The organism is Moraxella sp. CTOTU46934 (assembly GCF_031979465.1).
GTDB lineage: Bacteria > Pseudomonadota > Gammaproteobacteria > Pseudomonadales > Moraxellaceae > Faucicola > Faucicola tetraodonis.
The window spans coordinates 66,714-92,468 of record NZ_DALZEG010000005.1 but is presented as its reverse complement, the minus strand read 5'-3'; the positions used below and the strand labels follow the sequence as shown (position 1 = coordinate 92,468).

Annotated in this window: 18 protein-coding genes; 14 read left to right on the top strand and 4 right to left on the bottom strand. The window is 44.4% G+C overall.

Translation table 11 applies throughout. The features are described from left to right. Positions 1–53: 53 nt before the first annotated feature. Positions 54–1,874, bottom strand: a complete 1,821-nt coding sequence (locus tag RTN07_RS05950) for an acyl-CoA dehydrogenase C-terminal domain-containing protein (protein WP_312176556.1) — start codon at positions 1,872–1,874, stop codon at positions 54–56. Positions 1,875–2,264: 390 nt separating this feature from the next. Between RTN07_RS05950 and RTN07_RS05945 the strand changes: the two genes are divergently transcribed. From RTN07_RS05945 to RTN07_RS05930, 4 genes are all read left to right on the top strand, one after another. Then, positions 2,265–4,043, top strand: a complete 1,779-nt coding sequence (locus RTN07_RS05945) for an ABC transporter ATP-binding protein (RefSeq protein ID WP_312176629.1) — start codon at positions 2,265–2,267, stop codon at positions 4,041–4,043. 142 nt (positions 4,044–4,185) lie between these two features. Continuing rightward, positions 4,186–4,824, top strand: coding sequence for a MarC family protein (locus RTN07_RS05940; RefSeq protein ID WP_007117140.1), 639 nt, complete (start codon positions 4,186–4,188; stop codon positions 4,822–4,824). Between the two features lie 324 nt (positions 4,825–5,148). Beyond that, positions 5,149–5,454 carry a hypothetical protein gene (locus RTN07_RS05935; protein ID WP_201665637.1) on the top strand — a complete coding sequence of 102 codons (306 nt, stop codon included), beginning with the start codon at positions 5,149–5,151 and terminating at the stop codon, positions 5,452–5,454. Between the two features lie 155 nt (positions 5,455–5,609). Then, positions 5,610–6,767, top strand: coding sequence for a 5-(carboxyamino)imidazole ribonucleotide synthase (locus RTN07_RS05930; protein WP_409455546.1), 1,158 nt, complete (start codon positions 5,610–5,612; stop codon positions 6,765–6,767). A 79-nt stretch (positions 6,768–6,846) separates the two neighbouring features. Here the strand turns inward: RTN07_RS05930 and RTN07_RS05925 are convergent, their stop codons facing one another. Both RTN07_RS05925 and efp read right to left on the bottom strand, forming a co-directional pair. Beyond that, a complete protein-coding gene (locus RTN07_RS05925; RefSeq protein ID WP_312176551.1) occupies positions 6,847–8,076 on the bottom strand; it encodes a toxic anion resistance protein in 1,230 nt (409 codons plus the stop codon). Positions 8,077–8,367: 291 nt separating this feature from the next. After that, on the bottom strand, positions 8,368–8,940 hold the full coding sequence (gene efp / locus RTN07_RS05920) for an elongation factor P (protein WP_007117135.1): 573 nt from the start codon (positions 8,938–8,940) through the stop codon (positions 8,368–8,370). A 154-nt stretch (positions 8,941–9,094) separates the two neighbouring features. Between efp and epmB the strand changes: the two genes are divergently transcribed. From epmB to RTN07_RS05875, 9 genes are all read left to right on the top strand, one after another. Next, positions 9,095–10,096, top strand: coding sequence for an EF-P beta-lysylation protein EpmB (epmB, locus tag RTN07_RS05915; RefSeq protein WP_076776427.1), 1,002 nt, complete (start codon positions 9,095–9,097; stop codon positions 10,094–10,096). A 154-nt stretch (positions 10,097–10,250) separates the two neighbouring features. After that, positions 10,251–12,014, top strand: a complete 1,764-nt coding sequence (locus RTN07_RS05910) for a hypothetical protein (RefSeq protein WP_312176549.1) — start codon at positions 10,251–10,253, stop codon at positions 12,012–12,014. Positions 12,015–12,239: 225 nt separating this feature from the next. Beyond that, positions 12,240–14,429 (top strand): GGDEF/EAL domain-containing response regulator, encoded by a 2,190-nt coding sequence (locus tag RTN07_RS05905; protein ID WP_312176546.1) that lies wholly within the window; start codon positions 12,240–12,242, stop codon positions 14,427–14,429. 42 nt (positions 14,430–14,471) lie between these two features. Continuing rightward, positions 14,472–14,912 carry a c-type cytochrome gene (locus RTN07_RS05900; protein ID WP_312176544.1) on the top strand — a complete coding sequence of 147 codons (441 nt, stop codon included), beginning with the start codon at positions 14,472–14,474 and terminating at the stop codon, positions 14,910–14,912. A gap of 84 nt (positions 14,913–14,996) precedes the next feature. Continuing rightward, positions 14,997–15,956 carry an AAA family ATPase gene (locus RTN07_RS05895; protein WP_312176541.1) on the top strand — a complete coding sequence of 320 codons (960 nt, stop codon included), beginning with the start codon at positions 14,997–14,999 and terminating at the stop codon, positions 15,954–15,956. A 95-nt stretch (positions 15,957–16,051) separates the two neighbouring features. Beyond that, positions 16,052–17,068: a DUF58 domain-containing protein gene (locus tag RTN07_RS05890; protein ID WP_312176538.1), complete on the top strand. Its 1,017-nt coding sequence runs from the start codon at positions 16,052–16,054 to the stop codon at positions 17,066–17,068. Further along, positions 17,065–19,134, top strand: coding sequence for a transglutaminase TgpA family protein (locus RTN07_RS05885; protein ID WP_312176535.1), 2,070 nt, complete (start codon positions 17,065–17,067; stop codon positions 19,132–19,134). Before RTN07_RS05890 ends, RTN07_RS05885 begins: the two co-directional genes overlap by 4 nt. 33 nt (positions 19,135–19,167) lie before the next feature. After that, positions 19,168–19,689 (top strand): SIMPL domain-containing protein, encoded by a 522-nt coding sequence (locus RTN07_RS05880; RefSeq protein ID WP_081454574.1) that lies wholly within the window; start codon positions 19,168–19,170, stop codon positions 19,687–19,689. A gap of 227 nt (positions 19,690–19,916) precedes the next feature. Then, positions 19,917–20,888, top strand: a complete 972-nt coding sequence (locus RTN07_RS05875; RefSeq protein ID WP_007117126.1) for an Abi family protein — start codon at positions 19,917–19,919, stop codon at positions 20,886–20,888. A gap of 133 nt (positions 20,889–21,021) precedes the next feature. On the opposite strand, the gene metH is transcribed toward RTN07_RS05875, so the two are convergent. After that, a complete protein-coding gene (gene metH / locus RTN07_RS05870; RefSeq protein WP_312176532.1) occupies positions 21,022–24,789 on the bottom strand; it encodes a methionine synthase in 3,768 nt (1,255 codons plus the stop codon). Between the two features lie 197 nt (positions 24,790–24,986). Between metH and RTN07_RS05865 the strand changes: the two genes are divergently transcribed. Continuing rightward, entirely contained in the window at positions 24,987–25,673 is a 687-nt protein-coding gene (locus RTN07_RS05865) for a hypothetical protein (protein ID WP_076776415.1), read from the top strand. Positions 25,674–25,755: the final 82 nt, after the last annotated feature.

The following is a 25,755-nucleotide window of genomic DNA, read 5'->3' as shown; positions in this document are numbered from 1 at the left end:
CCCCATTAAGGTTGAGCAGCCTTTTTGCAAAATGGCGCAACAAGTTTAACCCATTAGTCTAGGAAATTAAAGCTATCTAAATCCATCGCCATTAACTCGCTTGGTGCCAACATGCTCTCTGAGTGACCTGAGGCGCGTGGCAATAGTTTTTCAAAATAGAACTCAGCGGTTTTGATTTTGGCTTCATAGAATTCTTTGGTTTCGCTGCCGCCATTTTTGAGCTTGTCATACGCTACCGCCGCCATGCGTGCCCAGTGATAGCCCATGATGACATAGCCTGAGTACATTAAGTAATCATCGGATGCTGCTGAGACGATTTCACGGTCTTTACGAGCCGTGAGCATAATACGTGTGGTTAGGGTATTCCACTCTGCACAGTATTTGGTCAATTCCCAAACAAATTTACGCATCCCTTTATCTAGTGCGTATTCACTACACCATTTCATGATATTGGCGGTGTAATCCAGCAGCACTTTGCCTTTTGATTGGATTAACACTTTACGACCTAATAGGTCAAGCGCTTGTACGCCTGTAGTGCCCTCATAAAGGGTTGAGATACGTGCATCACGGGCGATTTGTTCCATGCCCCATTCTTTGATATAGCCATGACCGCCGTAGATTTGCATACCATGTTTGGCGCATTCAATGCTTAGTTCAGTTAAGAAGCCTTTGAGTATTGGGGTATAAAAGCCCAATTTATCATCCCATTTGTGGAACTCAGCATCGTCACCGAGCATCGCGCCTTCAAACATTTTATCAGCATAGCGTGATGCGTGATAAATCATTGAGCGCGCGCCTTCTGAGAAGGCTTTTTGGGTGAGTAGCATGCGCGCAACATCGGCATGATGGATAATCGCATCAGCCACTTGGTTTGGCTCTTTGGTACCTGATAGGGTACGCATTGAGCGGCGTTCTTTGGTGTAGGGCAATGAGTTTTGGAAAGCCAATTCCATATGCGCTAAGCCTTCCATGCCTGTGCCTAGGCGAGCAGTATTCATAAAGGTAAACATGGCTTTTAAGCCTTTATTTGGCTCACCGATTAGATAGCCTGTGGCATTATCAAAGTTGAGTACTGCAGTTGCTGAAGCTTTGATACCCATTTTGTGCTCAATTGAGCCACAGTTAACGGGATTGCGCTCACCAATGTCGCCGTTTTCTGTGACCAAGAATTTTGGCACGATAAATAACGAAATACCCTTGGTACCTTCAGGCGCATCGGGTAGGCGTGCTAAAACGATATGCACGATATTTTCTGTCAGGTCATGTTCACCGGATGAAATAAAGATTTTGGTACCACTAATCTTATAAGTACCATCGTCTTGTGGGATGGCTTTGGTTTTAACTTGACCCAAGTCGGTACCACATTGTGGTTCAGTCAAACACATGGTGCCTGACCAGCGACCTTCTACCAAGGCTGGCATATAAGTGGCTTTTTGCTCGGCGGTGCCGTATTGCATGATGGTATTCATACAGCCTACCGACAGTCCTGGATACATGGCAAATGCCCAGTTTGCCGTGCCCATCATTTCACTTTTGATGAGGTTGACAGACATTGGCATATTCAAGCCACCAAATTCTTCAGGAAACGGTATGGCTTGATACCCAGCTTCAACGAACATATCATAAGCTTCTTTAAAGCCTTTTGGCGTGGTGACAACACCTTTGTCAAAATGGCAGCCTTCAGCATCGCCTGATTGGTACAGTGGCATCAACACATTGCTACAATAATCCGCAAAACTCTCAAGCATCATATCCACGGTTTCAGGATCGGCATTTTCACCAGATTTTAAGGTTTTATAGTGTTCGGGGTAATTAAATACTTCATTGGTTAAAAAGCGAATATCACGCAGGGGGGCTTTATATGATAATGGCATACGCTGAAATCCTTTTAATAGGCTATTAACTAAGATAAAAAGGGAAAGGTAAAAATAAGTCCGCTCAGTATAAAGGTATTTCCCACTAAAAGCTTCAAATCATAATAAATATTCATAAATAATACTAATTATCATAAAATTATTTTATGATTTTGTGGGGCGAAGCTTTGCATGGACAAGAATGCAACAATTACCAACTACCTTAAACGCACTCGTTTTATTTAAACTTTACCAAACATATTAAACAACCAAACGTATTGAAAAATCATTTGTGAGCAACTCTTGCCAAATCTTCACAACCAATCTCCTAATCCATCGCTAGCTGATACGTCGACACTGCCAGCCAAACCTGCACCGATATCACTCAACAAACGCGAGCGCGGCGCCGTACTGTGGTCAATTATCAAAAAATTATCCGTTTTTGCAAAACCTTATCATTCATTAATCATAGCGACGTTGCTCCTTACGGTGATTGGTTCATTTGCCGCACAGGTCAATGCTTTTGTACTGCGTTACACAGTCGATCATTTGACCGAGATTCTCAAGCTCAGCGAGCCGTGGCAGGAAGGTGCAAAACTGCTCACGACTATCAGCATCGTGCTACTGCTCAAAGAACTGTTATACGCGGCAATCAGCTTTGGACAGCGCTATTTTGGTGAAAAAATCCGTATTAATTTGTCCCGGGATTTATCGCAAAAAGTCGTGGCGCGTATTTTAAGTTACCGCATGGGGTTTTATACCCACCCTGATAACGACAGTGGTAAGCTGCAGACGCGCATTGATTTGGGTGTCAGTAGTCTCACGCGCTTGGTGCAAAACTTTTTTATCGATATGTTGCCGTTATTTGCCAATGCGATCGTAGCGCTGGTAGTGATGTTTAGCGCCAATGTGTGGGTGGGGCTGGTAGGGCTGGTGATTGTGCCGATTTATTTTTATATCAGTCAAAGACAAGCCACGCGCTTGCAAGGCTTTCGTCGGCAGATGCGCCACTACCGGGAGAGCAAAAGCGAGCAAATCATTTCGCTCATTAACGCTATCACCGTGATCAAATCCTTTGTCCGCGAACCGATTGAAGCGCAAAAACATTTTGCCATTCAAAAAGAGATGACCGATAACCAGCTCAAAACGCGCGGTATTGGCTTTGGCTATGATGCACTCAAAAGTTTTATCGAGCAGATTGGTGTCGTGGCGATTATTATTTTAACCGCGTATTTTGTGCTTGATGGGCAGATGACCATTGGCATGATTATGTTTCATGTGTTGTTATTTCAAAACGTCGCATCGCCGATTCGCCAGTTGCATCGTATCTACGATGAGGTCAATGATGCCCTGACTTATGCCGAAGGGTTTTTTGATATCTTAGAAGATGATAGCCAAATCGAAGTGGTAGGCGGTGTCAATCCTGCGACGGTGCAGGGCGATATCGAACTTCAGCACGTGGATTTTGTTTATCCCAACGGCAACCAGGCCTTGCAGGATGTCAGCTTTCGCATTCGGCGCAACCGAATTACTGCATTGGTCGGGTTGAGTGGCGCAGGTAAAAGCACCATTATCAATCTGTTGGTAAAATTTTATCAGCCCACGCACGGGCGAATTTTGCTCGATGGCAAGGATTTGCAAGACTATGATACCCATGAGCTACGCCAACAAATCGGTTTGGTGTTGCAAAAAAACCATATTTTTGGCGGGACTATTGAAGAAAATATTCGTTATGGCGATTTAACTGCCAGCCAGGCTCAGATTGAGCAGGCAGCAATACAAGCCTCTATTCATGAACAAATCAACCAACTGCCCAAAGGCTACCAAAGCGAAGCCAAATCCTTGTCAGGTGGACAGCAGCAGCGTATTGCACTGGCACGTATGTTTCTCAAAAATCCGCCAATTGTCTTTTTGGACGAGCCGACCGCAAGTCTAGATGCCATTGCCAGCCAGCAAATCAAGCGCAGTTTGGATTTAATCAAACAAAATCGCACGGTGATTATCGTGTCGCACAATATCGCGCAGATTATTGACGCTGATGATTTGGTGGTCATCGAGCAAGGGCGCGTGGTGGAGACAGGCACGCATGATGAACTGTATCGCAAGCAAGGCAAATACTATGAGATTTTTAATGCCATGTCCGATAGTTTAAATCTTGATAAAATCACCCAAACGTTAGACAGCCATTAATTTAGGGCTTATTGTGCAGGCTTAGCATGCGTACTGGTGGCGCTAAGCGAATTAACGCCGTAACCCTGCTGACTTAAATTTATGCTACCATAACTGCTTTGTCATATTCACCCAACCTCACCCAATAAGTTAGTCAATACTCATGGAATCTCAAGTCTTAAAAATATTTTTGGCACTGGTGGTACTGGTCAATCCATTTGCCGCGTTATCGTTATTTATTGATATCACCAAAGACGCTAATCGACAACAAACTCGCAAAGTTGCACTGATTTCAGCCATTACCGTGTTTGTGACCATCGCAATATTTTCGTTGGCAGGCGAGCCTATTTTAAAGGTGTTGGGTATTTCGCTTGGCTCATTTCGTATCGCAGGCGGTATCTTGGTATTGATTATTGCCATTGGCATGATGAATGGCGCTGGCAATGTTGCCAAACCGCATGTCGGCAAATCTGGGGATTTAAATGGCGTGGCGTTTCAAGGGGCGGCATCTGCGGTGGTGCCGTTGACGATTCCGATGGTGATTGGTCCAGGTGGGATTTCTACCGTGATTATTTATGCCGCAAGTGGGCATAGTTATTTTAATATGTTAGCGATTATCACCGCAGGTTTGATTATCAGTATTATTACTTATCTAAGCTTTATGGCAGCGGGGCAGGTGAGTCGTTTCTTAGGTGACACAGGGCTTAATGTGCTCAATCGTATCATGGGCATGCTACTTGCGGCCGTTGCAGTAGAGATTTTTGTTGGCGGCTTAAAAAGCGTATTTCCGCAGTTGTTGTAAGTTCACCGGGTCGCTAAATCGGGTCGCTAAATAATTTATCACAGCAACCCTTAAGCATTAAGCATTGTAGTGGCTGTGTTAATATCACAAATTATGCTTGATTTTTACCGTTAAAGTCGCCATTTTAATAATCATGCAAGATGCCAAACCCTGTTAATAAGCTGTCAACAAGCTTCTAAAAAGATGCAAGCGTTAAACCATGCTTACGTTGATTAAAGCGATATCACAGGGTGACTAATAGTTTGACTATCCTAGTTAATCAGATAGTTACTAAGGTAGTAACCAAAGTAGTCACTGGGGCGGATAAAAGATTGAGGAGCGACGATGCAAAAAGATACAAAATCAGATTACCAAAGCCTACTGCAAGCGGCAAAAGAGGCCAAAGCAGAAGCGATGATGCTAGAGTTTATCGAGCAAGCTGACGGCAAAATGGTACTACGTACCTCGAATGACGAATCAGAAAACTTGGTAAGTATTGAATTTTCTGACAAAGTGAAAGAACTGTTGGGGGATGATACCCAGCTGATTGGTCAAAGTATGATTCATGCTGCCATTCAAACCTTAATGCAAAAGCAGCTCTCGCAGTGGCATGCCAATGTGTATGACGAAGAACCCGTGCATTATAGTTAAGGCGTAACGCCTATGCATTGATTTGTTGAACCCATAAGACTAAAGACTTATGGGTTTTTTTGTGCTTGGATTTTTTATTTGTGGGCAAATCCTTTATAATTAGCCATAATTTTTCTTCTGTGTTTCACTTATCAAAAAGAGTTGCCACCATGCCTATGCAAACCGCCAATTTTTATACCATCAATCATTCCAATTATCCAGTCAAAACGATTGGGATTTTAGGTGGCGGACAGCTAGGTATGATGTTGGCGCAAGCGGCGTTGCCACTGGGCATTCGCTGCGTGTTTTTGGAGGATAGTGCCAATTGCCCCGCACGCTTACTGGGCAAAGTGTTTAGTAGCGAGCAATTTGAAGATTTTGCCAAAAGCTGCGATATTTTTACCTTAGAATTTGAAAACACCCCGCTCAAACCTGCCCAGTTTTTGGAATCGACCAAAACCTTGTACCCATCGTCATTTGCGCTATCGGTGGCACAAGATCGGTTAAATGAAAAAAAATTGTTTAATCAATTAGATATCGCCACCGTGCCTTTTATGGCAGTGCATAACAAAGCCGATATCCAGGCCGCCGCCGACAAATTGGGGCTACCCTTGGTACTCAAAACCACACGCGGGGGCTATGATGGTAAAGGGCAGTTTGTGGTCAAATCCGCTAACCAAATTGACACCGCGTGGGCAGAACTTGGTGACGCAACCAAAACAGCGCCGCTCATTGCCGAAGGCTTTATTCACTTTGAGCGCGAAGTATCTATCATTGCAGTGCGCGCCCAAAACGGTGAAATTCGCTATTATCCGCTCGTGCAAAATGAACATAGCGATGGTATTTTAGCCAAATCAACCGCACCTGCACCCAATGTTGATAACCTCACGGAGCAAGCCCAAAGTAATATCAAAAAATTGCTCGAACATTTAAACTATGTGGGCGTGTTGACGTTAGAATTATTTGTGACTTCTGAAGGCGGCGCTGAAAAATTGCTAGCCAATGAAATCGCACCCCGCGTGCACAACTCAGGGCACTGGAGTATTGAAGGTGCGGTAACCAGTCAATTTGAAAATCACATGCGTGCGGTGGCAGGGTTGCCATTGGGAGACACAGCCATCGTCAAACCCTCTGTCATGCTGAACGTCATCGGAGAGTACCCAAAACTGGACGAAGTCCTAGCCATCGCTGGCGTGCACGTGCACAATTATGATAAAGAAGAGCGCGAAGGTCGAAAAATCGCTCATATCACTGTCATGCCGAGCGATAGCAGTCAACTGAATAACACGGTCGCGCAAGTGGTTGCAAAATTACCCAATAAATTGTCTGACTAAAGCCATGTAACTAAAGCTATGTGTCAGCAAACACACCGCAATCATCCGTGAGGTTGCGCATAGTCAAATCAAACGGGGGTTAAAGTTTGATATTACCCAATTTCTCCTCATCAATTTGCAGCTCGTTGGCAACTTCACTCACCGTTTGGCGATTGGTGCGGTCAAGGTAGGTTTGTGCGCGGTCAACTTCTTGGGTCAGTACATTGAGCGTTTGCTGCATATTGCCCAGTGCTTTGACTTTAAAGGCGTCAATGGCATGCATGGTCTCATAGATGTGATTAAAGGATTTTTGCAGTTTTTCCAAGTCCAGTGAGCTGCCGCTGGCTTGCTCATGAACTTGCGCGGTTTGGCGTTTGAGCATGACTGACGTTGACTCAATCAAACTACTGGTCGTTGAGTTAAGCGCATTGATTTGGTCGAGTACCAATTTTTGACTGCTCAGCGCTTGTGACACCATCACCGCAGTACGTAGCGCAGCAATCGTTGTCGTCGTGGCACGGTCAACGCCTTTGATGAGCTCTAAGTTGTTTTTGCGAATCATATCAAGCGCCAAATACCCTTGGATGTTCACCGCCAGTTGGGTCAAAAAATCCATATTTTTTTGGCGCATATAAAACAGCAATTCTTCTTTGACCACGCGTGCTTTTTCAGGGTCGGTGGCTTCAAGCTCACCGATTTTTTGCTCAAGGCGTTCATCAATTTTTTGACCGACATAAATATATTGACGGAGCGACTGCATCAGTGCCCACATATTGACCTTTTCTTGCTCAATGCTGGCATTGTCTTTCATCAGTTCATCTTTGCCGTGATACAGGCTTTCGATGATGGCATTGATATGGTTTTGCGAAGATTGGTATTTACGAAAATAATCTTGTACGGATTTGCCCATTGGGATGATGCCCAAAAATTTGCGTGGACTTGACAGCGAACCTTGTCGGCTTGGATCTAGGTCTTCGACCACGCTGCGTAGCTCAGTCAAGGATTTGGCAATCGGGGAGTTGTCAAATAAGGCTTTATCCATGCTTTTGGCAGGACGATCAAGCATGCGATTTGCAATCTGCGCGGAAGCGCGAATTTCGGCACTACCTAGCTGATGAATGGCTTTGACTTTCTCATCGAATACAGACGTGTTGACAGGGGTTTGTAATACATGCATCACAAAATCGTTCACTTTGGCATCAAGTTCAGGCACTTTGGTTAGGTCAAGTTTGACCAGTTGGTCGGCTTCGTCTTGTGGCACAACGGCAACGGGTTGCGGCGCTTCAAGGGTGATGACAGGGCTGGTTTCTGGCGGGGTGAGTTCTGGCATGATATATCCTTGAGTTGTCTATATTGGTATTTGTATATTAACTTGCCTTTTAGTTTGTCTTGGTATTTTAGCGGTTTGAGCTAACGCTAGTTTGATTATCTTGGTGAATTATTTCATTTGTTGTTCTATTTGGGTAATCATTTTTTCCATGCGCGTTTGACGAATGATTTTTTTATGATGCTACGTCAGTGTGACAGCGTAACAAAAAATTTTTCAATCACATGTTAAAAAATAAAAGCCCAACAGTTAGTTGGGCTTTTATTTTTTCAAAATTCTTGGTAATAGAATATATTATTGTACCCGTGATAGGTATTCGCCAGTGCGGGTATCGACTTTGATTTTTTCGCCTTGTTGGACAAATAATGGCACACGTACGACTGCGCCTGTTTCAAGGGTTGCAGGTTTACCGCCGCCACCTGATGTATCGCCTTTTAGACCTGGGTCAGTTTCAGTAATCACTAACTCAACAAAGTTTGGCGCGGCAACGCTTAAAGGCACACCATTGAATAGGGTAATGGTACATTCTTCGTTGCTATTTTCTTTTAACCATTTTGCCGCATCGCCCATCGCATTTTTGTCGGCTTGTAGCTGCTCAAAGCTTTCTGGGTGCATAAAGTGCCAGAATTCGCCATCGTTGTATAGGTAGTTCATTTCAGTATCAACAACGTCAGCGCCTTCAAGGCTATCGCCAGATTTAAAGGTGTTTTCTAATACTTTACCCGTTTTTAGGTTACGCATTTTGACGCGGTTGAATGCTTGACCTTTACCTGGTTTAACGTATTCATTTTCTAAAATTGCAAAGGGGTTGCCTTCGTGCATGACTTTTAAGCCAGCTTTAAATTCATTGGTTGAGTAAGTTGCCATAAAATTTCCTAATAAGGTGTTGCGACTAAAAAATAACCGAGGTAAATCAAATCTTTGTATAATAGCCAATTTGCATAAATGCGCTACCTACGCTGTAACCCTATCCGCAACAGGCGTTATCAGCAAGCGGCATTGACAATTGGATAAACACTATATGATAAACTATTTGGCGACACAAAAAAACTGGCAAAATGCGTTTTCTGATACCATCACGAGCTTTGCTGAATTGGCGCAAGCATTAGATTTGCCGATAGATAGCTTTGATAGTCAGGTCGGTCAATTTCCCCTCAAAGTGCCACGCCGCTTTGTGCAAAAAATGGGGAAAGGCGATATCCATGACCCGCTGCTTAAGCAAGTGTTGCCGACGTTTCAAGAAACGGTACAAGTCACCGGCTTTGTCACCGACCCACTCGATGAACAACACGCCAATCCGGTCAAAGGCATCATCCACAAATATGCATCACGTGTGCTGATTCCTGTCACCGGGGCTTGCGTGGTCAATTGTCGCTATTGTTTTCGCCAGCACTTTGACTACCACGAGAATCTACCAACCCAAAACGATTGGCAAGCCATCAGTGCCTACATCACAGCGCACCCCGCCATCAATGAGGTGATTTTAAGTGGCGGCGACCCGTTATCGCTGAGCAATCGTCGTTTATTGGAGATTTTCACCACCCTTGAAGCACTACCGCAAGTGCAGACCATTCGTATCCACACCCGTGTACCTGTGATGATTCCTGAGCGCTTAGATGAGCCGTTACTTGCGCGATTTGCTAACAGCCGCTGTCACATCGTCATAGTCATTCATGCCAATCACCCCAATGAAATCGACCAAGAAACACAAATATTTTTGGCTAAGGCAAAAAAAGCAGGTGTTACTTTACTTAACCAAACCGTGCTACTCAAGTCGATTAATGACGATGCAAATACGCTTGCAAGCTTAAACGAAAAATTATGGCAAGCGGGCGTATTACCCTATTATTTGCATGTGCTTGATAAAGTTGCCGGGGCGAGCCATTTTTATATTTCAGATGAGCAAGCAGTCGCTTTGTACTGGGAGTTACTCGCCAAATGTGCTGGCTACTTGGTGCCAAAGTTGGTGCGAGAATTACCTAATAAGCCATTTAAAACGCCCATTGATTTGTATAACCACTAACATATTTTGAAACACAACAACTAAAATAATGGGTTATCTGTTACTTATCTGATAAATAGTACAATTATCTTAAATATCTAGCTAAAACCTGGCTTTTGTGTTATTTATTGTTGTTAAATAAGTCGAAAAATGTTGTGCATTTTGGTACAAAAAAATGGTTACGGATCTCACACTAGACGATTTCTTACAGCGCATAAACGATATACCGACCAGTCCTATTGAACTCAAAGTTACCCAGGATTCGTTGCAGGATACGACCGATTGGCAGATACAATTTAATCGTATGTCGGCGTGTGAGATGTATAACGAATATAAATTCGTGATAAACCAGTTGATGTTTGCCGATATTGACGATGTCAAACGCTTTGCATTATTTGATGAGGTTAATAAAGCCGTCAGCGTATTACTTGGCAAATTGCGGGTGAATTACCAAACCCAGCCGGGGATTTTGGATGAAGAAAAACAGCAAGGCTTAGATACCGTGCTATCAGTGCTTTATCTAAGCATCATGTTTTACCATGTCATCTGGCAACGTGCGGCGGCTCGACCTGAAGGAGCTGAGAAAAAAGGCATCATTAGCCTATTTCGCCAAACACCTCAATCACTTACCCCCACCCAAGTCATTCAGCGCTCCCTCTACAGTACCATGCTATTACTGCGCCAATCGCTGTTTGAAAAATATATCGGCTATCGTAAAGATACACAAGTGATTTGGCAATATCTGAATGCCTGCTATCGATTTGCGGTCACTAATGATTGGCAGTCTATCTCCTTGCCAATCAAACTGCATTCTGCCAATGAGTATAACAAACAAGGTGCACCGCTATCGATTGAGGAAATATATTTTCATTGCTTGACGGTAGCGGTTACCAATCCGTATGCTTGTCGGCGTGCGGATATTGTAGCCATACAAAAAGTAAGTACCCAGTGGATTGAAGCGCTAATAATTAGCAAAGACTTGCTAGAAAAACCTTACCTGTATATTGATTTAGAAGGTAAGCAGCCGCCCAAACTGCTAGAAATCGATGGTACATTCAATCCCTTTGCAGCAGCCAGCAATTGCCTGTTTGTCATGTTTAGCCGGTTGTTTAAACACTTACATCAAACCATCAGCCAAGGTCAAAACAGTAGCGATGCTGAGATAAAAAACAGCGCGCGTCAGGCCAAATTGGTATTGAATAATATCCAAGATGGGTTAAAACCAGCGGCACACTATCATCAGAACCATTCAAAATGTGAAGTGGTACTTGGATTTAATAATATCCATTACATGCTTGCGAATAAAACCAGTTTGGGCAATCTCATTCATGCCAATGAGTTGCCTGAGCGGTTAAAACCCAAAACTCAACATACGGCGTATCTTAAAAAATCTACCGTTGTGGAGCTAAACAAAGAAAATCCCCAATCCATGTGCCTGTCGCACGTGTTTAACTACGCCAATCAAATCGTTGACCCATATCCAAGCAGCAGCCGTGGCGATAGCTATCATCCGCTGAGGCAATTGCAAGTCAATTGCTTAATTGCGCTGCGAAAGGTTAATGGCGCAAAAACTTGGCAGCTCGGCTACATTAAAGATAACCGTCAAGGTTTTATCGATACGCCAACCGGTCAACCCACCAACAAGACCTACTTAGAAATTGAGGCACAAGTACAAGTGCATTGTCAAAATGCCATTCCCTGTGGCGTGCGCTTTCAAAATGCGGGTGGCCGTCAGCCACATTTTGTTGCGGCATTTATTATCCCTAGCGATCCAAACAACGCTGATACCCAGCCCCGTTTGCTGATGGCACGCTTTGGCTACCAAGTGGCAGACAAGCTAGTGGTGCGTATTGAGAGCAAGGAAATTAACGTGCGTCTGACTGAGCTACTTGATATGACTGATGATATCGAAGAATACGCTTTTGTAAGAATTCCGTAAACTTTTAACCGCTAAGAAATGGCAACAAAACCTGCCATTTTAACTCTAACTTATTAAAAATAAAAGATTTTCATATCCTTGTAGCCGTTTTGACAGATTAATCATATAATAAGAAATTGAATCTAATATTATAAATAATTTATCAAACAGTTCGCTTATAATAGCTTGCACATGGCTCTATAAACCAAGCGTTAATGGGCAAGCGTTTAATGGGATAGTGAATCGATGCAAAAACACAACCAACTCAATCTGTTAATCATTGATGATAACCAGCTGTATGCCGAGCAGTTGGTTGGGTTATTAGAAAAACATTATTATAGACAGGTTAATTTAGGATTTTTGGATGCCAAAGACGAGCTGATTAAGTTATTGCGCCAGTCTTGGGACATTGTTTTGGTGGGAAATGCGTATGATTTATCGTTTAAAGACGTCAAAGAGATTTTAAAAGCCCACGATACTCACATCCCCGTCATCGCTCTGTTGCCTGATGACGCGACTGCTTACCCAGGCGCATTAACTGCCAATGAGCAAGCCCAGACGCAGCTTGTTAGCGACAATGATAAAACCCATGTTTTATTACCTTTATATACCTATTGGGGCGCGGCGGATGCTTTGCCCAAAAGTAGGTTATTGCGCATGGCTATTCGTATCTGCCATGAACACGAGCATCATAAACTCGTCCGCGAGCTTGAGCGGCTAAAAATGGTGTTGAGTGATGCCGAACAGCGTGCCAATATTCTTATCAAAAACTCCAAGAGTGCAGTGGCTTATATTGAAGATGGTTTACATATTTATGCCAATGAGCCCTATCTTGAAATGTTTGGGTTTAAAACGCTCGATGAATTGATGGGGATACCCGTTGTTGACTTGATTGCGCGCAACAATATTCAAGATTTTAAAACGTTTTTAAAAGACTTTGAAAAAGGCAACCGTAAAAACGTCGAATTTAAATTTGAAAGTGTGAGAAAAGATAATACTACCTTCGCGGCTAAGCTGCAGTTAGCGGCTGCTACCTATGATAGTCAGCCGTGTCTACAAGTCATTATCCAGCCCAACGAACAAGCCAATAGCGCTGAGCTTGCCAAAAAACTTGAAGCAATGGAACGCATTGACTCAATCACAGGGCTATTTAATCGTCATGGTTTTGAAAGACTGTTTAACCGACTACGTGACGTGATTGTTGAGAAAAACCTATCTGTGGGTTTGATGGCGCTACGCGTCGATAATATTGGTAAAATCTATGCCAGTGTGGGGATTGAAGGGATTGATGGGGTGGTGGTTGCCGTTGCCAATATTCTTGAGCAACATCTCACTGAGATTATTGGGGTAGAGCGGGTGAAAAATGGCTATTTGAGCCGGTTTAATGATAGCATGTTTATGCTAATTATCCCTAATATGCGACAACAAGATTTGACAGCATTGGGACAAAAATTAGTTGCCGATATCAATAGTACCATTATTGAAATCGGTCATCGTACGGTTAAGACCACAGTAACCATTGGTGCAACCTTAGTCAACGCCAGTGCACCTGATACCAATACTATTATTAACCGTGTCATCCAAGCCGTCGGCATGGCAGCCAAAGCCAATAAAGACAGTAACGACGATAAAGATTTATTCTATCTATATGACCCCAGTAGTTTTGCCAGCAGTGATGACAGTGCGCTGTACGAATCGCTACGTGATGCGCTAGAACACAGCAAATTTAAATTATTATATCAGCCGATTTATGACGTTGAAAACGATGTCAGTAACATGTTTGAGGTGTTTCTACGTCTGCCGCTAGCAGATGGCAGCTTAATGGCACCTGATAAATTCTTAGAAGTGGCGACCAGACATCAGTTGATGGATAAAATCGACCGTTGGGTGTTAATTCAAGCCTGTAAAGATTTAAAACGTTACCGTCATGAGGTCGATGCCGGCGCCCGATTATTAGTGCATTTAAGCGCGATATCACTAGCAGATGCTACCTTGCCAAGCTTTATGAGTCGATTGATGCAAGCATTAGGTACCAGCGAGCAGGGGGTGTTGACGTTGCAGTTTAATGAAACCATGGTAATTGATTATCTAGCGGTGGCAGCCAAACAAAGTCAGGAGCTTAACCAAATGGGTTGTCACCTAGGTATCTATAATTTTGGCTCGGCGGTCAATGCGATGGAAGTATTGGAATTTGTCAAACCGCAACTGGTACGACTCGATCGCAGCTATATCAAAGATTTGAGCAACAATGACAATGTCAATACCGTGGCAACGGTGGTGCGCGAAATCACTGAGCGCGGTTCTAGTTGTTTGATGCCTTTTATTGAAGACCCTGCCGCCATGTCAGCGGCATGGACAGTCGGTGCGCGTTATTTGCAAGGGGCCTATTTGCAAAAAGCGAGTGACACCATGCACATCGAGACTGAACCAAGCTAAATCCAAGCGCTGAATTTATAAAGTAAAAACGAGTTAGCCAACATGCACCAAACAATCATTCATAAATCAAACCGATTGCCTATGCTAGGATGGGGTCTTTGTATCGTCATTGCGACAGGTTGTCAACATCAGCCACCCGCCGAGCGCCCAGCAGTTACCTTGCCCGTTTATAGCCAAGGGGATGCCGATAACGGTAAAAAGCAATACGAAGAAGCCTGTCTAAAATGTCACAAGCTGCAGCCAGGAAATAACGAGAAAGGCCCACAATTACTGCGTATTTATGGGGCAAAATCCGCCTTATTAACCGATTATCAATATACAGACGCACTAAAAAACAGCAATATGACGTGGACAGCGGAAAATTTGGATAAATATATCGCCCATCCAAAACAGACCATCGCAGGAACGCGTATGCGTTCTGACCCGATTACTGATGCCAAAGTCCGCCAAGATATTATTGCCTATATTTCGACACTTCGTTAAATCGCTTTGTGGCTATACCTTTAAGCGATATTTTTAGCGAACATGATTGATAAACAAAATTTAAACCTTTAAAGGAAAGACCACATGGTGATGGGTAACTTAGACAATCAGCCGTTACAACAACGATTGCAAGCCATGTTGGTGAGTATTAATGAGATCATCTTGGATAAACCTGCCGTGGTGAAGCTAGCGGTTGCTTGTTTGTTAGCCAATGGTCATTTACTGCTTCAAGATTTACCAGGAATGGGTAAAACCACGCTAGCGCACGCGATTGCCAACCATTTAGGGTTATCGTTTAATCGGGTGCAATTTACCAGCGATATGCTACCTGCCGATATTCTAGGGATTTCGCTGTATAAAACCGATACTGGCACATTTGAATTTAAGCCAGGTCCGATATTTTGCCAGCTGTTACTTGCTGATGAAATTAATCGCTCAAGCCCAAAAACCCAATCTGCGCTGTTAGAGGCGATGGAAGAGCGGCAAGTGTCGCAAGATGGGGTAACGCGAAAACTCCCTGAACCTTTTTTTGTGATTGCCACGCAAAACCCGACGCAGCAATCGGGTGTGTTTATTTTACCTGAGTCACAGCTGGATCGGTTTTTGATGTGTTTATCGCTGGGTTATCCCTCAGTTAATGCAGAGCGAGAGTTGCTACTGGGTAAAGATAGACGTCAAATGCTGAGTCAAATTACCCCGATGTTAGATACCCAATCATTGCAGCAGGCACAAGCGCAAGCCAAAGACATATATATCGCAGATGTCGTGATTGACTACTTGCAGCGGTTGGTAGCAAAAACGCGTGAAAGCCGGGACTATCATGGTCTATCTACCCGTGGTGTGCTAGCGCTCAAGCAAGCGGCCCAAGCCTTTGCTTATTTGGGTGGCTACAATGAAGTGACGCCAGAAGATATCCAAGCGGTATTTGCTGCCGTCGTCGATCATCGCTTGGGGCAAGCTTTTATCCCATTTAATCATTTGGGCGGTGAGCAGCCGCAATCGATTGCCACCCAGTTGTTGCGCCAGGTGCCAGTACTGGTGTAAACCATGATGTATAACGTGTTTTAGTGTTAAAAACTTTCTCATTACTGTATTTTTATTATTTGATTAAATTATCCGATTAAGAGCCCGCGCCTATCATGTTTGCCATTCGCCAGCGACTTGAAAACTACTTGCAAACATGGTTTAAGCGTCGAGCGCCGATTAGCCGCGACATTACCCTCAACCTGCGTAACGTATATATTTTTTTGAGTAAAGAAGGATTGCTGTACGCTTTTTTACTCATCATTACCTTTGTCGCAGGGATTAATTACGCCAATAATTTGGTGTTGGGTTTGTGCTTTTTGTTGGGTAGTCTACTGGTGGTGACTATTCATTATACCTTTGCTCACTTGGCAGGGTTGCAAATCAAATTGGTGGATATCAGCGACACGCAAGTGGGTGACAAAGTGCAAGTGCGACTGCAAATTAGCAGTGAGTCAAGTCAGCCGCATCGGCAAATTCGGTTAAGTTTTGCCAACAACGCCTTTGACTTTAAACAGCCGATACGCCGCAAACCCAATGCACAGTCCGAACCAAATGATTGGCTGTTGGTCAGTCAAATACAGGCGCCGCAACAGGTGAGCTTATGGTTAGCAGCCGATAAACGTGGCAAATTTGTGTTACCCAGACTCACGGTGAGTACCGTATATCCCTTAGGGATTTTACAAGCTTGGTCATATGTGTTTTTTGAAGGACACGCGTGGATATATCCTGCACCACTGAGCTATGAGATGAAAGCCAGTCAGTTTGTGCCATCCGATGATGAACAAACCGCTGCCTTACACACCCAAGCGGGGCAGGAAGATTTTGACCAACTGGATAATTATGTCCCAGGGGAATCATTGGCGCGTATTTCGTGGGCGCATGTCGCGCGCGGGCAAGGACTCATGTCAAAACGTTTTGTGGAGAGTGTGGGGCAGCAGCAATTACTTGATTACTATCAAATGCCTGCGGTAACGCATGAAGAAAAACTCAGCCAGCTGCGCTACGGGGTGGATAGTTTGACCCAGAGCCAAATCGCTTTTCAATTGCGACTGCCTGATGGTGAAGGCGCAATAGGTGAAGGACAAGCATTTCGTCAGCAATGTTTGCTAAGATTGGCAAAAACGCCATGAGTCACCCTAACCCAAATCGCCCTAGCTTAACTTTATCTGCGCGCCTAAACCAAATCTCGGCGTATCAGTGGATATTGCTGTCTCAACTGTTGATTGTGGCTTTTCACGTCAAAAATTTACCCATTTGGCTATCGGTGTATGCCTTTTTTATTATCATCTTTCAATTGCAACCCCTGCGACGTTGGTTGCCCAACGCCTTGTATCGTCCGCGCTCATTACAGTTGATACAGTACACAGGATTCATTGCAAGTTTGGTGGGGCTGTATTTGACCTATCGTACTGCCTTTGGATTGGATGTCGGTATCGCGTTTTTGCTATTGTGTGCCGTCAGTAAGCTACTGGAATTGCATACCAGGCGTGATGGCTATGTGGTGCTGAGTTTATCACTGTTTGTATTGGCAGGGCTGTTCTTAATCAACCAAGATTTGATTACAACGCTTCAAGTGGCGATTGGCACGATGGTCGTGCTGTTTGCCATGATTGCGCAAAATGATGATGGTACAGGACGCTACCGCACGCTTGGCTTATTGGTCGGTCAAGCGATTCCTCTGACCATTATTCTGTTTTTATTTTTTCCCCGATTGCCGCCGCTATGGTCGGTGCATTTGAGCGGCGCGCAAGCAAAGACCGGCATGTCAGATAGTATGTCACCGGGCGATTTTGCCAACCTCAGTCAATCGACTGAATTGGCGTTTCGGGTAGAATTTTTAGGCCATCAGCCAAGCCAACAAAATTTATATTGGCGCGGTTTGGTATTTTCTGATTTTGATGGTACCACCTGGCGAGCCAATCCTAACACCTCGCTTTGGACGCCCAATCAGCCGTTTGCTGATTGGTTGTTGCCGACGTTGAAGCTGAGTAAACGCTTTACCTTAGCCGTTATCCCTGACTATCGGGTGATTTTGGAGCAGACGGGACAAAATTGGTTGTTTGGGCTTGATTATCCGATAACCAACCAAAGAGGCATTGGGCTGACGTCGGATTTTACCTTGCGGTATTGGGACACTGTCAATCAGCGTTTCACTTATCAAGTGCATTGGTTAGATGATGCGCCTATCAATTTAGCCTTATCCACCCAGCAGCGTCAGGTCAATTTAGCATTGCCAGCAGGCGGTAATCCGCAAAGTCGCCAATTTGCCCAGCGACTCTACCACCAAGCAGGCGATGACCCGATTGCCTATACCAACGCCATCGCCCAGTGGATGCGTAGCCAGCAGTTTCGCTACACCTTATCACCCCCTACCTTGGGTAGTAATCGCATTGATGATTTTTTATTTGCTACCCGTGCAGGGTTTTGTGAGCATTATGCGTCAAGTTTTACTTACCTTATGCGAGCGGCAGGTGTACCTGCTCGGGTGGTAGCCGGGTATCAAGGTGGGCAGTTAGGGCGTGATGGCAAAAGTTGGGAAGTGCGCCAAATGGATGCCCATGCATGGAGCGAGATTTGGGTGCAAGGGCGTGGCTGGGTGCGTGTAGATCCTACGGGCTTTGTCGCACCCAATCGGGTCGAGCAGGGTATGGACACTGTCACCCAAGACGCTGGGGCAAAAATGTTTGGTGAGGGCGTGGCAGGGCAAATTAGCTATCAGCAGTTTCAAATGCTGCAGCAAGCGCGCCGCTTGTTTGACCAAGCTAGCTACTATTGGCAACGCGATGTGGTCGGCTATGACCAAGACCGCCAGCGGTCATCGCTGTTTAAATGGCTGAATATCCAATCTGTCTATCAGCAAGTGATGGTGATGTTTGTCACCCTTGTGAGCGTCCTTGCGCTATTTGGATTGTGGCTGTGGTGGCGTCGTCGCCGGGTGTGGGATAGACATGATTGGATTATGGTGCAGTTATCCAATCGCTTGGCAAAAAAAGACAAAACGCTTGCCAGGCAGGATAGTGAAGGGGTGCTGGCTTGGCTTACTCGACTTGAGCCAAAAGTCACCGATAAGGCAGCCATTCAAGCACTTGCCGCGCTATATCGACAAATCCGCTATCAGCAGCCCACGGATAACAAACATTCCATGCGGCAATTAGACAATTTGGCGAAAACCATCGCGCTAAAAAAATCCCATTAATATTCAATATTTGTTTGCTATACTCTATAGGATATAAATAAAGCGCTGCAGCAATTTGTGGCAAGTAAAGGTTTTAGCGTATCTAGTCAAAATGTCACGCCCATAAGCGTTGAGCCGTATAATGAAGATTATGTGGATGAGCAGGGACAAACCCGCACCCGCCAAAATGGCTATAAAGCCACCCAAACGCTGTCAATTAGCAGTCAGGAACTCAATAAAATCACCAACATGCTCGCTCAAGTGCAAAATTATCGTATCAGCCATGAATCCGTGACGTTTGAAAAGCCACAATATCTGCTCAATGACCTTGAGAAAATCAAGCATGATTTGATTGCCAAAGCCACCGATGATGCCAACAAACGCGCCGAAGAATTTGCCAAAACCGGTCATGCCAAAGTGGGGGTGATGCGCTCAGCGTCGCAAGGGTCGTTTAATATTTTGGATGCGCATAACCCTGATACCGATGACTCAGATTATGGCGGGACGTATGATAAAGATGGCGTGGATAAATTGGTGCGGCTCGTTGTCACCATTGATTATGCGATTGAGCAGTAATTCAAATTTCTATAAAAGCTTATAACCTGCAATTTCGCAGGTTTTTTTAGGTTAATATTATTTTTAATCTTTGGCGCTTTCAAAGCTACTATTTTATCAAATATGTTAAAATCTTGTAACACACGATATTATCGCCAAAATGATGGATTTGAGGGTGATTAGGATTGCACTATTTTAAGAGATTCAAAATACAACCTCATAACCCCGAAAATCTTGTCGAATTGGCGATGCAGCAAGCAAGTAAACACAAGCAAGAGCGTGGTATCAAAAACAATATGACGAATAACCCACTAAAACCCTGCAAACCTTGGAAATCATATCAACAACAAATCCAACTACTCGAAAGTCGTGGTATGTGCTTTGAAGATAAAAAATCAGCGGAGCACATCATTTCCCAAATCAATTATTATCGACTTAGTGGGTATTGGTATCCATTTCGTCAAACAGACAATGCTGGACAAAGACAAGATAAATTTATTAGAGATACAAATTTTCAAGACGTACTAAACCTATATAATTTTGATAAACACTTACGTCTGCTAGTCTTACAAGCATTAGAAAGCATAGAAATGTCTGTTAGAACACAGATTGCTCATCTCATGGGAAGAACTAGCCCCATTGCTCACCTAGACCCAAAGAGCTTTGATAAAAGCTTTACTCAATACAAAGATAAAAAAGGTAAAACTAGTTATGATAGGTGGAAAGAGAAATTTGACCAACAGATTGAAAGAGCAAAAAAGAATCCTGCTATCATACACCATGCCACAAACTATCAAGCCATTCCTATTTGGGTAGCGATTGATCACTTGGACTTTGGAGCAGTGTCGGTACTTTATACAGGATTACCTAATAAGCAAAGAACCCTAATTGCCCAAAGTTATCAAGTGAGAAATGCCGATGTGTTCGCCAGCTGGCTACGTTCACTCAATTACATTCGTAATATCTGTGCCCATCATAGTCGTCTGTGGAATGTAAATATTGATGTTATTGGAAAAAAAGACCATCAAATTAAGGGATTAAACAATCTTGATAATAAAAGACTATTTTTTTATTTGATTGTTATTGACCATCTATTGAATATAATTAGCAAGGATACATTTTGGCGAGAAAATATCAAAGACTTGCTCTTAAGCTTTCCTAAACCAAAGAATAATGCCGTTAAATTTGAAAATATGGGGTTTATTCAAGGATTTTTTTGATAGGCAATAGAAAACCACTACATATTCTAAACCAATGTTTCCAGAGAGAATAGATAGCGGTAGTGGTGCTGTTACACAGTAGTTTACACAAAATGTTTATATCACTGCAAGCATTTTTACAAAAAGGTAAACATTATAAATTCGGATTTAGCCACTTTTCTGCGGTAGCTTTATCCCAACCCTTACGTCTAGCATAATCTTCAAGCTGGTCTTGACTGATTTTACCGACATTAAAATAATCACTCTCTGGGTGGCTATAATAAAACCCACTCACGCTAGAGGCAGGGTACATCGCATAGCTTTCCGTCAAATACGTCCCAATGGCGTTGGTGGTATCAAGCCAGTCAAACAGCTTGCCTTTTTCGGTGTGGTCAGGGCAGGCAGGATAACCCGGGGCAGGGCGAATACCGACATATTTTTCTTTAATCAGTTCATCATTGGTTAGGCTTTCATTCGCTTGATAGCCCCAATACTGTTTACGAATCAACTCATGCAAATGCTCAGCAAATGCCTCAGCAAAGCGGTCGCAAAGCGCCTGTACCATAATGGCACTATAATCATCGCTTTTGGCTTTATAGTCATTGGCAAGTGCTTCTGCGCCAAACAATGACACGGTAAAACCACCGAGATAATCGGTTTTTTCAGGACTGATAAAATCCGCTAGGCTGTAATTAGGTTTACCACTGGCTTTATCAGACTGCTGGCGTAAATGCTCAAAGGTATGCGTGACATTGCCTTGCTCATCGAGTACCTGCACCGTGTCTGAGCTTGGGCGTTGGGCAGGGCTTAGTTTAAACACCGCTTTGGCTGTGACCAATTTTTCCTTGATTAATTTGTCAATCATGGCTTGGGCATTGGAAAATAAGTCTTTGGCTTCTTCCCCGACGATGCTATCATCAAATATTTTGGGATATTTGCCGACCAATCCCCAAGAGATAAAGAAAGGCGTCCAGTCGATATAAGGCAATAAATTTTGTAACGGATAATCGTCCAGAATGACTTGTCCCAATTGGTTGGGCTTAGGCGGCGTGTAGTTCGCCCAGTCGTATTGGAAACCGTGTTCAATCGATTCGGCATACGATAGCTTCGCCGCTTTGGGTTGGCGATTGGCAAGACGTTCACGGACTTCGCCATACTCTTGACGCAGCTCACTAATAAAATCGACGCGTTTTTCTTTGGATAGTAAAGTCGTCGCTACGCCCACTGCGCGGCTGGCATCGGCAACATAGACGACCGCATCGTTTTGATAGTTGGGCTCTATTTTTACCGCGGTATGGGCTTTTGAAGTCGTCGCACCGCCAATCAGTAGGGGCAGATTAAAGCCTTGTTCCTGCATTTGTTTGGCGACATATACCATTTCATCAAGGCTTGGGGTAATCAAGCCTGACAAGCCGATGATATCGACGTTTTCATCTTTGGCGACTTGTAGGATTTTTTCACAAGGCACCATCACGCCTAAGTCGATGATGTCATAGCCATTACAGCCGAGCACCACGCCGACGATGTTTTTGCCGATGTCATGCACATCGCCTTTCACCGTTGCCATGAGTACTTTGCCTTTGGTTTCGCCTGCAACTTTTTCTTTTTCGATATACGGATTAAGCCATGCCACCGCTTGCTTCATCACACGGGCGGATTTTACCACTTGCGGTAGGAACATTTTGCCTGCCCCAAACAAGTCACCGACCACGTTCATACCGTCCATCAAAGGTCCTTCGATGACGTCTAAGGGACGCGAGAATTTTAGCCGTGCTTCTTCAGTGTCTTCATTGATATAAGTGGTTACCCCTTTAACTAACGCATGTTCAATGCGTTTTTCGACGGGCAATTCACGCCATGACAAATCGACGGTGCTGTCTTTTTTCTTACCGCTCAAATAGTTTTCTGCCACTTGCATCAAATGGTCGGTGGCGTCTTGACCTGACTCGCCTTGGTTGCGGTTCAAAATCACGTCTTCAATAGCATTTCTAGCGTCTGGCTCGATATCGTCATACAGCTCTAGCATGGCGGGGTTGACAATCCCCATGGTCATGCCGTTTTTGATAGCGTGGTACAAGAACACGGCGTGAATGGCTTCACGAATGGGATTGCCACGAAATGAGAACGACACATTCGACACACCACCTGATACCATGGCGTTGGGCAAATTATCGGTAATCCATCGGGTGGCATTGATAAAGTCTAAGCCGTAATTGTTATGCTCTTCAATCCCCGTGGCGACGGCAAAAATATTGGGGTCAAAGATGATATCTTCACTCGGAAAACCGATTTCATCAACCAAAATATCGTATGAGCGTTTGCAGATTTCGATTTTACGCTCAAAACTGTCCGCCTGTCCGTCTTCATCGAACGCCATGACGATAATCGCCGCCCCATAACGCTGACATAGCTTGGCTTTTTCCACAAACTCTGTCTTGCCTTCTTTTAACGAGATCGAATTGACCACAGATTTGCCTTGCGTGCATTTAAGACCCGCTTCGATGATGTCCCATTTTGACGAATCAATCATCAGCGGTACACGGCTGATATCTGGCTCACTGGCGACCAAATTGACAAAGTGAATCATCGCCGCCTTACTATCTAGCATGGCTTCATCCATGTTGATATCAACGACTTGGGCGCCGCCTTCAACTTGGTCACGAGCCACGTCCAACGCTTCGGTGTATTCTTCGTTTTTGATGAGACGCAAAAATTTCTTTGAACCTGTGACATTGGTACGTTCACCGACATTGACAAACAGGCTATCACGGGTGATGTTGAACGCTTCGAGTCCCGACAATCGGCAAGCTGGCTTGTAGTCTGGCAGCTGGCGTGGGGCAAAGGGTGACGTCATCTCGACAATTTTGGCGATATGTTTGGGCGTGGTACCACAGCAGCCGCCCACGATATTGACCAAGCCAGACTTGGCATAGTCGGCAACCATGCTGGCAGTTTGTTCAGGGGTTTCGTCATATTCGCCAAACTCGTTGGGCAAGCCTGCATTGGGGTGAGCGGACACAAAAGTTTCGCACACGTCCGACAAGGTTTTGATATGCGGCTTTAACGCATCTGCCCCCAGCGCACAGTTAAACCCAATTGAAATCGGCTTGGCGTGGCGGATGGAGTTATAAAATGCTTCGGCAGTTTGCCCCGACAGCGTACGTCCCGACGCATCGGTAATGGTGCCCGAAATCATAATCGGCAATTCAAATCCAATGGTCTCAAACACGCCCGCCACCGCAAAAATCGCTGCTTTGGCGTTTAGGGTATCAAACACGGTTTCTATCAAGATGATATCGGCACCGCCTTCAATCAAAGCATAAGTCGCCTCGGTGTAGTTATCAACCAGTTCATCAAAGGTGACGTTACGAAAGGCGGGGTCATTGACATCGGGTGAAATCGAGCAAGTGCGAGAGGTAGGACCAATCACGCCTGCGACAAACCGAGGTTTGTCTGGGTTTGTCGCAGTGACCTCATCACACACTTGACGAGCAAGGGCAGCGGCGGATTTGTTAATCTCATAGACGAGATTTTCCATGCCGTAATCTGCCATCGAAATTTGCGTGCCATTAAAAGTGTTGGTTTCAATGATATCTGCGCCTGCCTCAAGATACGAGCGGTGAATATCACGGATAATATGCGGCTGGGTCAGTACCAATAAGTCATTGTTGCCTTTGACATCACGTCCAAAGCCTGCAAATCGCTCACCACGGTAGTCTGCCTCGATGAGTTTATAGTTTTGGATTTCTGTCCCCATCGCCCCGTCAAGGAACAAAATCCGCTGCTTTAACAGGTCAGCTAAACGGACTTTGTTGGTCGCTTGTATGGCTTTGAACGGAAAGCTGGCAGGGGGCGTAAGTTGAAAATTGGCTGGGTCGTGGGGTTTGTGACTGGTAGGTGCGTTACTGGTGCTAATGCTCATGCTAATACTCACTGAGAGGGCTTGTCCTGATTCAAATTGTCATAGGTATCTGTTAATAAGTCGATTATAACATTTTGTCGCCGCTCAATCGTTAGATTTGTGGAATAAGCGGTTGAAGTGAAAGTTTACAAAAAATTTAACTTGAGCCGGACGGCCTATTGTGGAAGGATAAAGCAAACCCAAATTTAGTTAGTGATATGTCCAATAACTTATACCCAATACTGGTCACGATTGCCAGGCTTTATAATGTCGCAGCCGTCATCATCGCTTTTTATGTTGCGCCCAATTACTTATTGGCCGTGGGTATCATTGCCGTAATCACATTTTCTATGGTGGTTGGCTATGCTGCAAAATCGCCCAAAGACCTGCCAAGCTTAAGGGTGTTTTTCACCAGCCATGCCGTTATTGCCTTGATGGCCATCGCTATTGCCCATTTTTTCTCCATCACTGACACGCCACTTGAACAAAAAGACTGGCAAACCATCACCGCTACACTGCCCAAACAACCGACCGAATTGGTATTTGCCCAGAGCAAATCGGGCAGCAGCCGTGATGAGTTTTTGGTGTTAAATGGCAAGCGCTTTCGCTGTTTGGAAACCGACGGTTATCATTCAAGTTGCCCAAAAGCCTACCCGTTGGCAGGACATACGGCCAGCATTCACTATGCTGAGGACTACCCGTATGGGTTTATCGTCTATGAGATGAGGGTGGCCGAACAAGCGCTTTATAGCATTGCTGATTATGATAAAGGCGTTCAAGCCATCGCGGCCAGGCGTCGCAAAGGTGATCAATGGTTATTGATTCTGTTTGTGTTACCCGCTGTTATAATGTATTTATTAAACAAAATAAATAGATTAATAAAGCATAAATCAAGCGCGGGCTAGTCACCAGTCAAACACTCATTGATACTGGTAGATGCAGCAATCCATAATCAATAAGTGAACTAGCCCTAAAAATACAAAAACC

Excerpts from the sequence above, each read along its gene's own strand:
- RTN07_RS05890 (WP_312176538.1), top strand. The coding sequence starts at position 16,052 with ATGTTTGCCATTCGCCAGCGACTTGAAAACTACTTGCAAACATGGTTT.
- RTN07_RS05865 (WP_076776415.1), top strand. The coding sequence starts at position 24,987 with ATGTCCAATAACTTATACCCAATACTGGTCACGATTGCCAGGCTTTAT.
- RTN07_RS05950 (WP_312176556.1), bottom strand. The coding sequence starts at position 1,874 with ATGCCATTATCATATAAAGCCCCCCTGCGTGATATTCGCTTTTTAACC.
- epmB (WP_076776427.1), top strand. The coding sequence starts at position 9,095 with ATGATAAACTATTTGGCGACACAAAAAAACTGGCAAAATGCGTTTTCT.
- RTN07_RS05940 (WP_007117140.1), top strand. The coding sequence starts at position 4,186 with ATGGAATCTCAAGTCTTAAAAATATTTTTGGCACTGGTGGTACTGGTC.
- RTN07_RS05925 (WP_312176551.1), bottom strand. The coding sequence starts at position 8,076 with ATGCCAGAACTCACCCCGCCAGAAACCAGCCCTGTCATCACCCTTGAA.
- metH (WP_312176532.1), bottom strand. The coding sequence starts at position 24,789 with ATGAGCATTAGCACCAGTAACGCACCTACCAGTCACAAACCCCACGAC.
- RTN07_RS05875 (WP_007117126.1), top strand. The coding sequence starts at position 19,917 with ATGCAGCAAGCAAGTAAACACAAGCAAGAGCGTGGTATCAAAAACAAT.
- RTN07_RS05905 (WP_312176546.1), top strand. The coding sequence starts at position 12,240 with ATGCAAAAACACAACCAACTCAATCTGTTAATCATTGATGATAACCAG.
- RTN07_RS05885 (WP_312176535.1), top strand. The coding sequence starts at position 17,065 with ATGAGTCACCCTAACCCAAATCGCCCTAGCTTAACTTTATCTGCGCGC.
- RTN07_RS05910 (WP_312176549.1), top strand. The coding sequence starts at position 10,251 with ATGGTTACGGATCTCACACTAGACGATTTCTTACAGCGCATAAACGAT.
- RTN07_RS05895 (WP_312176541.1), top strand. The coding sequence starts at position 14,997 with ATGGTGATGGGTAACTTAGACAATCAGCCGTTACAACAACGATTGCAA.
- RTN07_RS05900 (WP_312176544.1), top strand. The coding sequence starts at position 14,472 with ATGCACCAAACAATCATTCATAAATCAAACCGATTGCCTATGCTAGGA.
- efp (WP_007117135.1), bottom strand. The coding sequence starts at position 8,940 with ATGGCAACTTACTCAACCAATGAATTTAAAGCTGGCTTAAAAGTCATG.
- RTN07_RS05930 (WP_409455546.1), top strand. The coding sequence starts at position 5,610 with ATGCAAACCGCCAATTTTTATACCATCAATCATTCCAATTATCCAGTC.
- RTN07_RS05935 (WP_201665637.1), top strand. The coding sequence starts at position 5,149 with ATGCAAAAAGATACAAAATCAGATTACCAAAGCCTACTGCAAGCGGCA.